The sequence below is a fragment of the Halopiger xanaduensis SH-6 genome (genome assembly GCF_000217715.1).
In the GTDB taxonomy this organism is placed as follows: Archaea; Halobacteriota; Halobacteria; order Halobacteriales; family Natrialbaceae; genus Halopiger; species Halopiger xanaduensis.
The window spans coordinates 3,301,151-3,314,671 of the sequence record NC_015666.1; the positions used below are offsets into that span (position 1 = coordinate 3,301,151).

Below are 13,521 nucleotides of genomic sequence, written 5' to 3' on the forward strand. Positions count from 1 at the left end.
CACGGAGAAAATAAAGTCGCGGAAAGCGGTCGTCGCCTCCGGTCCGACGGGCGTCGATTCGACGGAACGCTGTGACACTCAGTGACACCGACCGCCGAGTATTAACGCGTCCGCGCGCTACGAGTGTGTATGGCTACCGTACGTGTCGCAGGGACCGGGATCACGCCGTTCGGCAACGCGCCCGAGCGGACGAGCCGCGACCTCTTCGCCGAAGCGAGCGCCGCGGCCTTCGCGGACAGCGACGTTCCGCCGACGGACGTCGAGGCCGTCTTCTACGGCAATTTCATGGGCGAACTGTCCGAGCACCAAGGCCACCAGGGACCCCTGATGGCCGAGGCTGCAGGCGTCACCGCGCCCGCGACCCGGTACGAATCGGCCTGCGCCTCGAGCGGCGCCGCGATCCGCGATGCCGTGATGCGAATTCGCAACGGCGAGCACGACGTCGTCCTCGTCGGCGGCGCCGAGCGGATGACCAACCTCGGCACCGCGGGCGCGACCGAGGCGCTGGCCATCGCCGCCGACGACCTCTGGGAGGTGCGGGCCGGGATGACCTTCCCCGGCGCCTACGCGCTGATGGCGCAGGCGTACTTCGACCGGTACGGCGGCGATCACGAGGACCTCGCGCACGTCGCGGTCAAGAACCACGAGAACGCCCTGAACAACGAGAAGGCCCAGTACCAGAAGCCGATCGACGTCACGGACGTCCTCGAGGCGCCACCGGTGTCGACGCCGCTCGGCCTCTACGACTCGTGTCCCATCTCCGACGGCGCGGCCGCGCTCGTGCTCACCAGCGAGGAGTACGCCGAAGAACGCGGGCTCGAGGCGCCGGTCGCGATCACCGGCACCGGTCAGGGCGGCGACCGGATGGCGCTGCACGACCGCGAGTACCTCGCGCGCTCGCCCGCGGCGCGCGAGGCCGGCGACGAAGCCTACGCCGACGCCGGCGTCGACGCGGGCGACGTCGACCTCGCGGAGGTCCACGACTGCTTCACGATCGCCGAGGTGCTCGCGCTCGAGGCGCTCAACCTCGCGAACGTCGGCGAGGGGATCTCCGCGGCCCGCGACGGGCGGACGACCGCCGACGGCGAGACGCCGGTCAACCTCTCGGGCGGCCTGAAAGCGAAGGGCCATCCGGTCGGCGCGACCGGCGCGTCTCAGGTCGCCGAGATCACGGCGCTGCTCGAGGGAACGCATCCGAACAGCGAGTACGTCGCGGACGCGACGACCGGCGTCGCGCACAACGCCGGCGGGACGGTTGCCAGTGCGGTCGTGCACGTCCTAGAGGTGAGAGAATGAGCGACGATTCCGAACTCGAGTCCGAGAATGTCCGCGACGCCGGCTTCGACGACTGGCTCGACGCCGCCGCGGACGGCGAGGCCTACTACCTCGAGTGTGCCGACGGTCACGGCTCCCTCCCGCCGCGGCGGGTCTGTCCGGAGTGCGGGGCGACGGAACTCGAGGAAACGCCGCTACCGGAGACCGGCGAGATCGAGACCTACACCGTCACGCACGTGGCGACGCCTTCCTTCGAAGATGACGCGCCGTACGCGACGGCCATCGCCGACTTCGGACCCGTCCGGCTCACCGGGCAGGTCGCCGGGACCGATCCCGAGGCAGTCGAGCGCGACCTCGAGGTCGAACTCGCGGTGACGGTGTCGGAGACGACGGGCGAGCGCGTGGTGTCGTTCCGGTCGGTCTGACGGATAGAACGTTGAGACTACACCGGAGCGAACGCACGCAGTTTGTCAGGCAGTCCTTGTTCAGTAGAACTCCTCGTGGACGCGCTTCCCTTCCGTCTCGAGAATCGGCCCCTCGACGTCCGTGGATCCGCCCTTGCGGTCGATCACTTCCTCGCAGGGAATTCCGCTTTTTGCCTTCCCCCGCACGTTCGCTACCGACTTCCCGTAGACGCTGTAGACGACCCGGTCCAGCCCGGCGTAGTGGATCGCGGTCGCGCACATCTCGCACGGTTCGGTGCTGGTGTACATGGTGCAGTCATCGCGGTCGGCGGCGTCGAGTTCGCGGGCCGCCCAGCGCGCGAGTTTGAGCTCGGGGTGGGCGGTGATGTCGCTCTCGGTCACCGTGGTGTTCCTCGAGCGCTTGACGACGGTATCGCCGACGACGAGCAGCGATCCGTACGGGGTGTTCCCGTCGGTAACCGCCTCGCGCGCCAGCTCGATCGCCTCCCTGATGTACTCCGTGTCCGTGCCCGTGCTCATACGAGCCCTTCCACCGCCAGCAGTTAGTAGTCGGCGCCACGCGGCGCGCTCGAACAGAAACCGGCCGCGCTCAAGGGCACTGTCGGCCGGCTCGACGGCTACTCAGACGCGCCGCCGTCCAGTCCCGGTCGCCGTTGGCGGCGCCGACCCGCGAGCAACCGCTTGAGCCGTTTTCCGGGGCCGCCCTCGATCGGCCATCCCCGGGTCCGCCACGCGGGCGGCTCCGGCTGAAACTCGGAACACGAGCCGGCGCACTCGGCGGCTGTCTGACGGCCGTCCTTTGCGGTACAGTAGGGAACCAGCTGTGGGCCGTCCTGCGGGCCCTCGGCGCGCAGTTCGAAGTACCGGCAGTCGGGCCGCATCGTGTCGACGAACGAACGCCAGCCCCGCTCGTACGCTCGTTCAGCGATGCGTTGCCGCGTCGTCGCTTTCTCCGACGGATCGACGTACTCGAACCGCGCCGCCGAGCCGCCGCGGTCGCCGTCGTCCGGCCGTTCGAGGATGCGCGTCCCCGGTTCGTCCACCGAGAGCCCGCGCGGGTACCACGCGACCTCGGCCTCGAGAGCGTCGGGCTCGAGCGCCAGTACTCCCGCTTCGACGGGGAGCCCCTCGAGCAGTACCGGTTCGACGCGCTCGCCCGTCTGTCGGGTGGCGACCCAGACCTCGTCGGCGAGACTCATCGCGACGTCGTACTCGAGTTGCGGGCCCAGCGTCCGCGCGGCGCTGGCGTCCAGATCTGGTTTGTTCTCGATCGCGATGATCCGATCGACCCAGTCGGGGTAGGGCCACTTGCGTCGGATCTGGATCCGGTTGCCGTTCTTTCGCGCCTCGAGAATGCTGCGGTCGTCCGCGCGGTGGATCGCCTCGCGGACGTAGCGCCAGGGGTAGCCGGGGTGCGGGAGGGCGTCGCGGTAGTAGGTCCACTCCGCGGGTGCGTTCCGGACGATATGGAGAAGGTCGCCGTCGAGGCGTTTCGGACCGAACTTCGCGCGTTGCTCGAGGGCGTCGGGGTCGCACTCGAGGACGATAGTGTCCCAGCGGCGGCGCTTCGTGCCGAGCTGGCGAGCGACGAGGACGGCGGGCTCGTCGGTCCCGCCGCCGGGCGGCCACTCGCGTTCGGCCCAGCGGCAGGTCCGGAGTTCGAATTCGAACTCGGAGTCGGCGTCGGCAGTGCGAGCCACGCGCCGGCTTGGAACCGCGCACGCAAAAGCGCTACTCGATTTCGCGACCGGACCGACGGAGCGGAGACCGATTCGGATCGATCCCTTCCGCGGGCAGATATCGCCGCGTATCCTCCGGAGAAGGACATGCTGCCGATCGGAGATCCGTCTGCTACGGTTGGGTAATAGTCACATACCACACACGTCAGATCGAATATCAAATATTATCAGTAGGGGAAAAAGTCTCTCAACGTATGAAGAAACATCCCGAACCGCGCCTCGGTACCAACGGCGACGTCATCGGACAGCGAATACTCGCGTTCCTCTTAGATAGCCTCATCATGGGTGTCGTTTTCGGCCTCCTCTTCGGAATCGGAACCGCGCTCGGCGATGCCGCCATGCTCCTGTTGCTCCTGGTCGCTTTCGCGGTCTCGATCGTCTACGGCTTCCTCCTCGAGGGGATCTACGGGTACACCCCGGGGAAGTACCTCCTCGGATTGGTCGTCGTCAAATCCGACGGCTCGGAGTGTACGATCGGCGCGTCGGTCCTCCGGAACCTGCTGTGGGTCATCGACTCGCTACCGACGTTCAACCTGATCGCGATGGCGATGATTCTGCTGACCGACGACAACCAGCGCGTCGGCGACCTCGTCGCGGACACGATCGTCGTCGAGCAACGATAGCGGGCTCAGCAAGCGACGTCCCGTCGGCGCGAAGCGATGATTCCCGCCGTCCGGCTACACCTCTTCCTCGCGCTCGTCGAGAAACTCGTGGGCCTGCTCGAGAATCTCGCGCGGACCGTCCTGCGTGACGGTGTTTACGGCCTGTTCGTAATCGCGCCACTGGAGGTCGCGATGTTCGTTTGAGAGTTCCGCGCTGGCCTCGAACGACTTCGCGATGAAGAGGTGAACGGTCTTGTGGATCGTCTTGCCGTTCGCCTCGAACACGTAGTCGTAGTCCTCGCGGAAGCCGTCGAGTAGTCGGAACTCTTCGATACCTGCCTCTTCCTTTACTTCGCGGATCGCCGTCTGTTGTAGCTCTTCATCTCCTTCGACACCGCCCTTCGGAAACTCCCAGTCGCCCGGGCGGCTCTTGAGTAGAAGATACTCGCGCCGGCCCCGCGTGTCGCGGAAGAGGATCGCGCCTGCGCTCGTAGCTTCGACTGCCATTAACCGGACTAATACGTACGACGTTAAGAGAATATCGGACTGTTCGTCCAACGTACACTGTTCGGGGTCGCGATTTCTTCGGCTTCGTAAGTCACGTCACTGAATCGTGAATCGGTTCGGACAGACCCCCCCACCCGATCTCAGCAGGCTTTTACGCCCCGACCGTTGACGATATCGTATCCATGACCTTCGTCACCCGGCTTACGCTCCAGAGCGGCGATCGCGCCGCGCTCGACGGCATCGTCGATGACATCAAATCGACCGCCGAACGGAAGGGGGCGGCGCTGAAAGGCCCCCACTCCCACCCGCCGGAGAAGCTCTCCGTTCCGCAGCACAGCCGGCTCCACGCCGACGACGACCGCCAGTTCTCCTCGTGGACGTACACCGTCTTCACCCGCGAACTCGAGATCCACGGCCACGACAACCTCGCGCGGAATATCGCCGAGCAGAACTTCCCCGACTCCGTGCACATCGAAGCCGAAGTCGAACAGATCCGCGGAACGGGTCGCGGAAACTGAGCGCTGCGACGCCCGCGTCTCACCGACCGTCGATAGCACTTTTCACCTCGCCCGACGAGTTCGAAGTATGACCGCGGACGATCTCGTCTCGCTGCGTCGCGACCTGCACCGCAAACCGGAACCCGCGTGGCGCGAGTTCTACACCACCGCGCGCATCGTCGAGGAACTCGAGGCCCGCCTGGGCGACGATATCACGCTCCACGTCGGGCCGGACGCTCTCGCAACCGACCGGCGACTGGCCGTCCCCGACGAACCGGAACTCACCCACGCCTACCAGCGGGCGCTCGAGACCGACGCCGACGAGGCCACGCTCGAGCGACTCGAAGGCGGCTACACGGGGGCCGTCGCCGTCTTAGAGCGCGGCGAAGGACCGACCGTCGGCCTGCGGGTCGACATCGACGGGCTGCCGCGCGCGGAGTCCGACAACACGGAGCACGTCCCCGCCGCCGAGGGCTTCCGCTCGGAGCACGACGGCGCGATGCACGCCTGCGGCCACGACGCCCACGCGACGATCGGCGTCGGGGTACTCGAGCGGATCGCGAACAGCGACGACTTCTCGGGCACGCTGAAGGTGTTCTTCCAGCCCGCCGAGGAGGTCATCGGCGGCGCGAAGTCGATGGCCGAGAGCGACCACATCGAGGACGTCGACTCCCTCCTGGCTATGCACATCGGCCTCGACCACCCGACCGGCGAAATCGTCGCCGGCATCGACGGCTTCCTCGCGGTTCGGCACCTCGAGGCCGAGTTCACCGGCGAACCGGCCCACGCGGGCGGCCACCCCGAGCAGGGGCGCAACGCCGTCCAAGCGCTGGCGACGGCCGTCCAGAACCTCTACGCGATTCCCCGGCACAACGACGGCGCGACCCGGGTCAACGCCGGCCTCGTCGAGGGCGGCAGCGCCTCGAACGTCATCCCCGAGTCGGCCCGGACGGTCGTCGAGGTTCGCGGCGAGACAACCGAACTCATGGAGTACATGACCGAAAAGAGCCGCCGCGTGCTCAGATCCGCGGCGGAGATGCACGACTGCGAAGTCGAGATCGAGATCGGCGCCGAGGCGCCGAGCGCGACCAGCGATCAAGAACTCGTCTCGATCGTCGAAGACGTCGCCGGCGGCGTGGCGGGCGTCGACAGCGTCCTCGAGCGCGACGAACTCGGGGGCAGCGAGGACGCGACCTATCTGATGCAGGCGGTGCAGGAAAACGGCGGCAAAGCCTGCTACGTCGGCGTCGGCACCGACCACCCCGGCGGCCACCACACCGCGACGTTCGACGTCGACGAGGCCAGCATCCAGCACGGCGTCGACACGCTCGCGGGTGCGATCGAGCGGATCGGGCGCGGTCGATAGCCGCCCGTCCGACCCGAAATATTCTTGGGAATCCTACCAGTACGGATATCAGACAGTGCGTCTCCCCGTCTCAGTAGTCGACTGCTTCGTGTCACCGCACCCGCTCGCGCTTGAGGTGACGTCGACGTGAACCGATCGACGCGTCTCCGGATCGGTCTCTGGTTCCGAATGGCCGCCGCCACGGTGATCGCCGGACTTGGGCTCGCGATCTTGCTCCCGCTCGAAATCCTTGGAGTAGGGGCGATGGTGATTATTTTTCTCACCATCGTACCGATGGTGGGTACCGCGTTCCTCCTGTTCTACGGCGTTTGGGTCGTCATCGCGGGAATCTACCGACGCGTAATGCCGGGTCCGCTGGTCGTCGGCCGAATCGCACACGACGGGATGGCCGACGCCGTCGAATCGGTTGCCAGCACCGTGGCCCGGCCCGCGGCCGATGTCTCCCTGTGTCAGTTCGCCGGTGCGGTCGCGGGACTGATCACTTGGTACGCGGGCCTCGTCGTCGTCACGCACGGTGCGACCCCGCGACCGCTTCCGACCGTTCTCGTCATTGCCGTCCTCGTCGGCGTGGTCTTCGCGGTGTACCACACGGGACGGACCATCTACGACGAACTGAGACGCGGCGGGACCGTCCAACGGCAACTCGAGGCGGACGTTGATACCGTCGGTTCGACCGACAGCTCGGAACAAGAACGGGAACAGGCTTCCGCCGACGAGCTGCAATCGCGGGTTGATCGACTCGCGAGACAGGTCGACGTCCCGGCGCCGACCGTCCGACTCGGTCGGGCGCAACGGCCGATCGCGGCGACGACTGGGCTCCGCTCCGACGCCTCGACGATCGTCGTCTCGCGGGGACTCGTCGAGACGCTCGAGGATCTGGAACTCGAGGCCGTCCTCGCTCACGAGATTTCTCACGTCGTCAACCGCGATGCGGCGGTCCTGACCCTGCTCTCGATGCCGGCCGTGAAAATCGACGCGATGCTCGAGGAAGTCGACGATCAGGGCAGCGAGGAGGCCGATCCCCAGTCCGCGCTTCGCCATCCCTCCGTCGTCTTCGCCGGACTGTTCGTCGCGGCCCTCAATCGGTGGGCTGTCGCCGTCGTCGCTCGGTACCGCGAGTACGTCGCCGACCGCGGCGCCGTCGCGATTACCGGCGATCCGGCAGCGCTGGCCGGCGCCCTCGAGAAACTCGACGCCGAACTCGAGAATCGACCCTCGAGCGATCTTCGGAACCACAGTTCGACGGCGGCGTTCTCGATCGTTCCGCCGCCGTGGGAGGAACACCGCTTCTTCGACCGGACGCGCCGGTTTATCGACCGGACGATCTTCGGCACCCATCCGCCGACCGAGAAGCGGATCGAGCGACTCCGCGCTCGAGCGTAATTTTGCCGTTCCACAAACCGCGCTGGCCGGGAGCGGGCTTCGAGCACTGCGAGAAGCCCGCAACTCGGGGAAGGGCAGGCGATCACACCGTTACTGACCGCGAGCGAACGAAATGAGCGAGCGGGCCGACGACCGATGTGGAGGACGCTATGCGTCCGGAACGGAGGGAGGAGTGCTTTTCATCGAAGTTTTACCGAGGGACATCGCGCTGTGCGGCGGCAATGCCGCCGTCAGCGCAACAGACCGCAGTGTAAAAGTTCGGCTCTAGTATTTAGGGTCGGCCCCGGTCGTCTCGTACACCTGCTCCATCAGGTCATCGCGCCGTTGCTGCCAGTGCTCGAGCGCGGCCGGATGGTCGGGATAGTGCTCGTAGAGCTCGAGCAGGTCGTCGGCGCGGCGCTTGGTCCGGAAGAGGTTCAGGATGGTTCCCCAGTGGCCGTAGCTCTTGTAGAGGCTCTCTGCGGCGAGCTTCGGGCCGATGCTCGTACTGCCGGAGTAGAGCGCCTCGGCCATCTTCTCGCCGGGCATCGCGGCGAGCAGCCCCATCAGGTCGTCGACGTCGACGGCCGTCGAGAGGATGTTGTAGACGTCAAGGGCGGCGTAGCGGGCCCCGAAGTGGTCCATCACGCGCTCGTTGTACTCCCAGAAGGTCGACTCGCTGACGTCGCCGGTCTCGAGACCCTCGACGGCGGCCTCGGCGGCGTACTTGCCGGCGTAGGCGGCGCCGGCGATGCCGCCGCCGGTGGTGGGGTTGACGTGGCCCGCGGCGTCGCCGACGGCCATGTAGCCCGGGTGGACCGCGGAGTCGTAGGGGCGGCGCGTCGGCAGCGCGGCGCCGAGCTTGTCGTCGACCTCGGCGTTGCGGAACTCCCGGCGGTTCTCGAGGTCCCGCTTGAGGTCGTCGACGAGCTTCATCGGCTCCTCGGTCATCTGGAAGCCCAGCCCGACGTTGATCTCGGTGTCGGTGCGCGGGAAGTACCAGAGGTAGCCCGCGGCGCGCTCGGTCGGCTTGAACACTAAGGCGTCGTCCCACGGGACGGGCTCGTCGACGGTGACGATCTCGCGGTAGGCCGAACAGAAGTGCGAGTAGTCGACGTTCGTGTCGAAGGTGGAGTTCGAGAAGTCGACGTGGTCCTGCAGCACCGACAGCGATCCCGCGGCGTCGATGACGACGTCCGCCTCGTACGTTTTGGGCTCGCCCTTGCGGATCGCTTCGACGCCCGTGACGGTCCCCTTCTCGTCGTCGGCCTGGACGACGTTCTTCACGACGGTGTCGTAGTGGAGCTCCGCGCCGGCCTCGTCGGCCCCCTCGATGATCCGCTTGCCGTACTCCCAGCGGTCGATGACCGCCAGTTCGCCCGGTACGGGGATCTCGAGGACGGTATCCTCCTGGGGAATCTCGAAGCGGCCGTGGTCAACGTCGGTGTTCGTGAACGCGGGCTCGATCTTCGATTTCGGGATCGACTCGGGGAATGCGCTGGCTCCCTTCAGCGCGTCCCCGCAGGCGATGTGGCCCGCCTCGTCCTCGGACTTGCGCTCGAGGATAACGACGTCGTACCCCTCGCGCGCGATGGTCGCTGCGGCGTAACACCCTGCCGTCCCGGCACCGACGACGACGACGTCCGCCTCGCGGGTTCCGGTCCCGGCCGTCGGAGCGTCCCCCGACTGGTCCTGCGTACTCATACCGATAGTGTGGACACTGCGGTAAGAAAACGTTTTATGGTCGATTCGACCGAGTTACGGGGCCACAATCGTGCAACCGGGGATTTCCGCCGGATTCGGAACGTCCCGACGCCCAGTACCGAGCGACTGCGAACCGGCGCGAGCCGAACGTGATCGGTGCGGAGAGATTCGTCGCCTCCTGACGGACGGATTCCGTAATAAAGAGTTTTAGTCGGGTCTTCCGTAGCGGAGGGTATGACCGAGTACACTGTCGAGTTCGTCGGCACGGGTGAGACGATCACCTGTTCGGACACCGAGACAATTCTCAGCCGGTGTCTCGAGGAGGGGATCGCACAGGAGTACTCCTGTCGCGTCGGGATGTGTCTGGCCTGTTCGGCCGAGATCGTCGAGGGTGATGTCACCCAGCCAGCAGCCCGCGCGCTCACCGAGGAGGAGGCCGAGAACTACGCGCTGACCTGCATGGCGCGGCCGCAGTCGGATCTGAAACTGGACCGCGGGAAGTACCCGCCGAGCATCGAGGACGAGATCGACGCCGCGGGCGAGGGCGGTAGCGACGACCCTGCGGTCGCGGACGACTGAGCGCCGTCGCGTCGCGGTGCTGCCGTCCTATCGCTTCGGTTTTCGTCTCCCTCGAGAGCCCAAATTTTCGACCGTCGCCAGCCGGTTCGTCACCCGGTGACTGCACAGTTGTTCGGCCCGAGTTCCAGTTCGAACGCCGTCTCCGCGTCGACGTCTACCCGCCCGAGGTTCGCGGCCACGATGCGCTCGTGGTTGGCCGGTCGCGGCGGCCGGTCGTTCGTGACGTGCTCGACGAACTCGTCTTCGGCCATCGCAAACGCCTCGAGTCGGTCGCGCAGGTCGCCGAGCACGGCCGCGTACGTCCCGTCGCTGTCCCGCGGATCGGCGGCGTCGCTGTAGTGGCCCGGCGCGATCGTCGTCTCCGCCGGCAGTTCCGAAAGCGTGTCTTCGAGAGTCTCGTAGAACTGCCGAGCTGCCGCGGGCGCACCCTCGTCGCCGCGCTCGAGGTCCGGCCGGCCGACACCCTCGAGGAACAGCGTATCGCCGCTGAACAGGACGTCGCCGAGCCGATACGAGAGCGACTCGGAGGTGTGGCCGGGCGTCGCGACGGCAGTTAGCGTCGCATCGCCGACGTGGAGTTCGTCCCCGTCCTCGAAAGTCATAGCGTCGAACGCGAGCCCGCGGTCGCGAGCGCCTTCGGGGACGACGGCCGTCGCGTCGGTTCGGGATTCGAGCGCGCGGACGCCGCTGACGTGGTCGGCGTGAACGTGGGTGTCGACAGCGTATTTCAGCTCTGCGTTCCGATAGGCAACGTCCTCGGCGTAGCGGTCGGCGAACGCCCGAAGCGGATCGATCACCGCCGCCTCGTCGCCGCTGTAGATCGCGTAGGTCAGACAGCCGCTCGAGGGGCGGTCGTACTGGACGACCGTCGCGGCCGAATCGCTCTCGTGATCGAGGCCGAGGTCGACCTCGAGTTCGCGGGCGACGTACAGGTCCGCCCAGGAGTCCATCCCGCCCGCCAGATTCTGCGCGTCGATGCCCGCGTCACGGAGGAGATCGACGGCGTGGTCGCTGGCCTCGCCGCGGCCGCAGACCGCGACGATCGGTTCCTCGAGGTCGTCGATGAGGTCGGTCACGCCGCCCGTCGCCTGGGCTTGGATAAACTTCATGTGCGGGATCTGTACGGCTTCGACGCTTTCGCCCTCGATGTGCCAGCGGTCGAACTCGTCGCGGTCGCGGACGTCGAGGACGGTCAGCTCGTCGCCGGCGCGCAGCCGCTCGGCGAGCGTCTCGGGGGCGATCGTCGTCGGATCGTCGAGCGCCGCCTCGGTTTCGGACATATCGCTGCATACGCCCTCGCGGCGGTTAAGCGCGCCCCCGCGGTCGCCGTCGCGGGTCCGGTCGCGATCGGGCGCGAACCGGATCGAGACCAAAGTTCAACACGCACGCCGTGGTCGTGGGGGTATGGACGCTGCCGATTTCCAGCGCGACCTCGAGGCGTCGAAGGACACCGAACTCGAGCGCCTCGCCTCCTCGAAGCTGCTCGTCGCGCTCACCGACGCGGATCTGACGGCGGAGACGGTACTCCGGATCGTGGCAGACGGCGAACGCGCCGCGGCGGAGACGTTCGACGCGTGGACCGACGACGAGTCCCACGACGACGCGCAGGAACTGTTCGCCGAGTTTCGCGATCAGGAACGAGAGCACTGCGAGCGGGTCCTCGAGCTACTCGAGGGAGCGGACGGCGAGGCGTACGACCCCGACCCAGCAGGCGGTCCGATGCACGAACGGCTCCGGTCGCTCGAGGAGACCGTCCCGCGGCTGGGCGGGCTGGTCGGTCGCGCGCTGGTCACCGAGCGAACCCACCTGCAGGTCGTGAGCTTCTTCGTCAACGAGGGCGACGAGCGGCGGGCCGAGCAGTTCCGGGAACTACGCGGCGAGACGGCGACGCAGGGTGAGCGGGCGACCGCGCTGCTCGAGACGACGTGCGACGGGAGCGAGGACTGGGACCGTGCCGCCGCCGCTGCCGAGGACGTCGTCGACGCCGCGTACGACGCCTACGCGGGTTCGCTCGACGATCTCGGGCTCGATCCGAAGCCGATCTGCTGATCGGCGCGGTAGCGTCGGCGAGAATTGAGAAATTGACTGTCGACGAATAGGAAAGAGAAAACGGGAAAAGGCTCGCCTCGAGGGGGAACCCCCTTTCGGAGCGGAATCAGTCGACGAAGTCGATGTCGTCGCCCTGTCCGGGTGCCTGCTGGCCGCTCATGTCGGGCTGGACGGACTCGCCCTCCGGACGCCCGTAGATCTGGGGCGATTCGACGCCGGTGACGACGATCATCGTCCGCATGCTGCCCTCGAGGCTCTCGTCGATCGAGGTCCCCCAGATGATGCGGGCGTCGGGGTCGATGCGGTCGTAGATCTCCTCGACGACGCCCTCGGCCTCCTCGATGGCCATGTCGTTACCGCCGGTGACGTTGACCAGCGCGGAGTTGGCGCCGGAGATGTCGACGTCGAGCAGCGGCGAACGAAGTGCCGTTTTAACGGAGTCTTCGGCCTTGGCCTCGGAGTCGGCCTCGCCGAGGCCGATCATCGCGACGCCGCCGCGTTCCATGACCGTGCGGACGTCTGCGAAGTCGAGGTTGACGAGGCCGGGCTTGGTGATGAGTTCCGTGATGCCCTTCACCGAGCGCATCAGCACCTCGTCGCTGACCTTGAACGCCTGGCGGACCGGCAGTTTGCCGACCGAGTCGAGCAGGCGGTCGTTGGGGACGACGATGACGGTGTCCGAGACGTCGCGCAGGCGCTCGAGGCCGGCCTCCGCGTTGGTTCGGCGGACTTCGCCCTCAGCCGTGAAGGGCGTCGTGACGATCGCGATCGTCAGCGCGCCGGCCTCGCGGGCCGCCTTCGCGACGACGGGCGCGGAGCCGGTGCCGGTCCCCCCGCCGAGCCCGGCCGTGACGAAGACCATGTCGGAGCCGTCGATCGCGTCGTAGATGTCCTGCTGGCTCTCGAGGGCGGCCTCCTCACCGACTTGGGGAAGGGAGCCGGCGCCGCGGCCGCCGGTCTTCTCCTCGCCCATGAGGATCTTGGTGTCGGCGTCGATCTCCACGAGGTGCTGGACGTCGGTGTTGGCGGCGACGAGTTTCGCGCCGTGGATGCCTTCCTCGTGCATTCGGTTGATCGTGTTGCCGCCGGCGCCCCCGCAGCCGACGACCGTGATATCGGTCTGGAGATCCTGGAGAACGTCTTCGAGTTCTTCGTCGGTCATCGTGCCGGACTGTCGGCCGGCGTCGTCGGCGGACTGGCCGCCCTGCGGGGCGTCGTCCGCGGGGGACTCGGCCGGGTCCCCGTCTTCGGCCTCGTCGATGGCGTCGTCGATGAGTGAGTCCATTCTTGGCCCCTTCTAAACGATGGAGCATAATTACCTTTCCCCTACACGTCAGCCGTCTGTCTGACACGTTACGAGCTGATTATCTGTTTCCCGCCTTACGACGGTTGTTCTGACCGGAGTCTACGGGTATT

Annotated in this window: 14 protein-coding genes; 8 read left to right on the top strand and 6 right to left on the bottom strand. The window is 67.0% G+C overall.

The window, feature by feature from the left end; genetic code table 11:
• Positions 1 to 129 precede the first annotated feature (129 nt).
• Positions 130 to 1,296, top strand: a complete 1,167-nt coding sequence (locus HALXA_RS16040) for a thiolase domain-containing protein (protein ID WP_013881442.1) — start codon at positions 130 to 132, stop codon at positions 1,294 to 1,296.
• Positions 1,293 to 1,700 carry a Zn-ribbon domain-containing OB-fold protein gene (locus tag HALXA_RS16045; RefSeq protein ID WP_013881443.1) on the top strand — a complete coding sequence of 136 codons (408 nt, stop codon included), beginning with the start codon at positions 1,293 to 1,295 and terminating at the stop codon, positions 1,698 to 1,700. Before HALXA_RS16040 ends, HALXA_RS16045 begins: the two co-directional genes overlap by 4 nt.
• Positions 1,701 to 1,760: 60 nt before the next feature.
• On the opposite strand, the gene HALXA_RS16050 is transcribed toward HALXA_RS16045, so the two are convergent.
• Complete coding sequence (locus HALXA_RS16050) at positions 1,761 to 2,219, bottom strand: nucleoside deaminase (protein ID WP_013881444.1); 459 nt, start codon at positions 2,217 to 2,219, stop codon at positions 1,761 to 1,763.
• 98 nt (positions 2,220 to 2,317) lie between these two features.
• Complete coding sequence (locus HALXA_RS16055) at positions 2,318 to 3,400, bottom strand: DUF5787 family protein (RefSeq protein ID WP_013881445.1); 1,083 nt, start codon at positions 3,398 to 3,400, stop codon at positions 2,318 to 2,320.
• 233 nt (positions 3,401 to 3,633) lie between these two features.
• Here HALXA_RS16055 and HALXA_RS16060 point away from each other — a divergent pair, with 233 nt between their 5' ends.
• A complete protein-coding gene (locus HALXA_RS16060) occupies positions 3,634 to 4,062 on the top strand; it encodes an RDD family protein (protein ID WP_013881446.1) in 429 nt (142 codons plus the stop codon).
• A 54-nt stretch (positions 4,063 to 4,116) separates the two neighbouring features.
• Here HALXA_RS16060 and HALXA_RS16065 read toward each other — a convergent pair whose 3' ends face one another.
• Positions 4,117 to 4,548 carry a bis(5'-nucleosyl)-tetraphosphatase gene (locus tag HALXA_RS16065; RefSeq protein WP_013881447.1) on the bottom strand — a complete coding sequence of 144 codons (432 nt, stop codon included), beginning with the start codon at positions 4,546 to 4,548 and terminating at the stop codon, positions 4,117 to 4,119.
• Positions 4,549 to 4,730: 182 nt separating this feature from the next.
• Here HALXA_RS16065 and HALXA_RS16070 point away from each other — a divergent pair, with 182 nt between their 5' ends.
• The 3 genes from HALXA_RS16070 to HALXA_RS16080 all read left to right on the top strand — a co-directional run bounded on the left by HALXA_RS16070 (position 4,731) and on the right by HALXA_RS16080 (position 7,794).
• Positions 4,731 to 5,066, top strand: a complete 336-nt coding sequence (locus tag HALXA_RS16070) for an uS10/mL48 family ribosomal protein (RefSeq protein ID WP_013881448.1) — start codon at positions 4,731 to 4,733, stop codon at positions 5,064 to 5,066.
• A 67-nt stretch (positions 5,067 to 5,133) separates the two neighbouring features.
• Positions 5,134 to 6,411 carry an amidohydrolase gene (locus HALXA_RS16075; RefSeq protein ID WP_013881449.1) on the top strand — a complete coding sequence of 426 codons (1,278 nt, stop codon included), beginning with the start codon at positions 5,134 to 5,136 and terminating at the stop codon, positions 6,409 to 6,411.
• 168 nt (positions 6,412 to 6,579) lie between these two features.
• Positions 6,580 to 7,794 (top strand): M48 family metallopeptidase, encoded by a 1,215-nt coding sequence (locus tag HALXA_RS16080; RefSeq protein ID WP_013881450.1) that lies wholly within the window; start codon positions 6,580 to 6,582, stop codon positions 7,792 to 7,794.
• 264 nt (positions 7,795 to 8,058) lie between these two features.
• On the opposite strand, the gene HALXA_RS16085 is transcribed toward HALXA_RS16080, so the two are convergent.
• Complete coding sequence (locus tag HALXA_RS16085) at positions 8,059 to 9,477, bottom strand: geranylgeranyl reductase family protein (protein ID WP_013881451.1); 1,419 nt, start codon at positions 9,475 to 9,477, stop codon at positions 8,059 to 8,061.
• A 234-nt stretch (positions 9,478 to 9,711) separates the two neighbouring features.
• On the opposite strand from HALXA_RS16085, the gene HALXA_RS16090 reads away from it, so the two are divergent.
• Positions 9,712 to 10,056 carry a 2Fe-2S iron-sulfur cluster-binding protein gene (locus tag HALXA_RS16090; RefSeq protein WP_013881452.1) on the top strand — a complete coding sequence of 115 codons (345 nt, stop codon included), beginning with the start codon at positions 9,712 to 9,714 and terminating at the stop codon, positions 10,054 to 10,056.
• 89 nt (positions 10,057 to 10,145) lie between these two features.
• On the opposite strand, the gene HALXA_RS16095 is transcribed toward HALXA_RS16090, so the two are convergent.
• Positions 10,146 to 11,336 (bottom strand): MBL fold metallo-hydrolase, encoded by a 1,191-nt coding sequence (locus HALXA_RS16095; protein ID WP_013881453.1) that lies wholly within the window; start codon positions 11,334 to 11,336, stop codon positions 10,146 to 10,148.
• A 124-nt stretch (positions 11,337 to 11,460) separates the two neighbouring features.
• Between HALXA_RS16095 and HALXA_RS16100 the strand changes: the two genes are divergently transcribed.
• Positions 11,461 to 12,105 carry a hypothetical protein gene (locus HALXA_RS16100; protein WP_013881454.1) on the top strand — a complete coding sequence of 215 codons (645 nt, stop codon included), beginning with the start codon at positions 11,461 to 11,463 and terminating at the stop codon, positions 12,103 to 12,105.
• Between the two features lie 106 nt (positions 12,106 to 12,211).
• Here HALXA_RS16100 and ftsZ read toward each other — a convergent pair whose 3' ends face one another.
• Complete coding sequence (ftsZ, locus tag HALXA_RS16105) at positions 12,212 to 13,390, bottom strand: cell division protein FtsZ (protein WP_013881455.1); 1,179 nt, start codon at positions 13,388 to 13,390, stop codon at positions 12,212 to 12,214.
• Positions 13,391 to 13,521: the final 131 nt, after the last annotated feature.

What these genes read in the sequence shown, in the direction of transcription:
- HALXA_RS16065 (WP_013881447.1), bottom strand. Translation starts at nt 4,548, where the DNA reads ATGGCAGTCGAAGCTACGAGCGCAGGCGCGATCCTCTTCCGCGACACG.
- HALXA_RS16100 (WP_013881454.1), top strand. Translation starts at nt 11,461, where the DNA reads ATGGACGCTGCCGATTTCCAGCGCGACCTCGAGGCGTCGAAGGACACC.
- HALXA_RS16090 (WP_013881452.1), top strand. Translation starts at nt 9,712, where the DNA reads ATGACCGAGTACACTGTCGAGTTCGTCGGCACGGGTGAGACGATCACC.
- HALXA_RS16095 (WP_013881453.1), bottom strand. Translation starts at nt 11,336, where the DNA reads ATGTCCGAAACCGAGGCGGCGCTCGACGATCCGACGACGATCGCCCCC.
- HALXA_RS16070 (WP_013881448.1), top strand. Translation starts at nt 4,731, where the DNA reads ATGACCTTCGTCACCCGGCTTACGCTCCAGAGCGGCGATCGCGCCGCG.
- HALXA_RS16045 (WP_013881443.1), top strand. Translation starts at nt 1,293, where the DNA reads ATGAGCGACGATTCCGAACTCGAGTCCGAGAATGTCCGCGACGCCGGC.
- HALXA_RS16040 (WP_013881442.1), top strand. Translation starts at nt 130, where the DNA reads ATGGCTACCGTACGTGTCGCAGGGACCGGGATCACGCCGTTCGGCAAC.
- ftsZ (WP_013881455.1), bottom strand. Translation starts at nt 13,390, where the DNA reads ATGGACTCACTCATCGACGACGCCATCGACGAGGCCGAAGACGGGGAC.
- HALXA_RS16050 (WP_013881444.1), bottom strand. Translation starts at nt 2,219, where the DNA reads ATGAGCACGGGCACGGACACGGAGTACATCAGGGAGGCGATCGAGCTG.
- HALXA_RS16060 (WP_013881446.1), top strand. Translation starts at nt 3,634, where the DNA reads ATGAAGAAACATCCCGAACCGCGCCTCGGTACCAACGGCGACGTCATC.
- HALXA_RS16085 (WP_013881451.1), bottom strand. Translation starts at nt 9,477, where the DNA reads ATGAGTACGCAGGACCAGTCGGGGGACGCTCCGACGGCCGGGACCGGA.
- HALXA_RS16075 (WP_013881449.1), top strand. Translation starts at nt 5,134, where the DNA reads ATGACCGCGGACGATCTCGTCTCGCTGCGTCGCGACCTGCACCGCAAA.
- HALXA_RS16080 (WP_013881450.1), top strand. Translation starts at nt 6,580, where the DNA reads ATGGCCGCCGCCACGGTGATCGCCGGACTTGGGCTCGCGATCTTGCTC.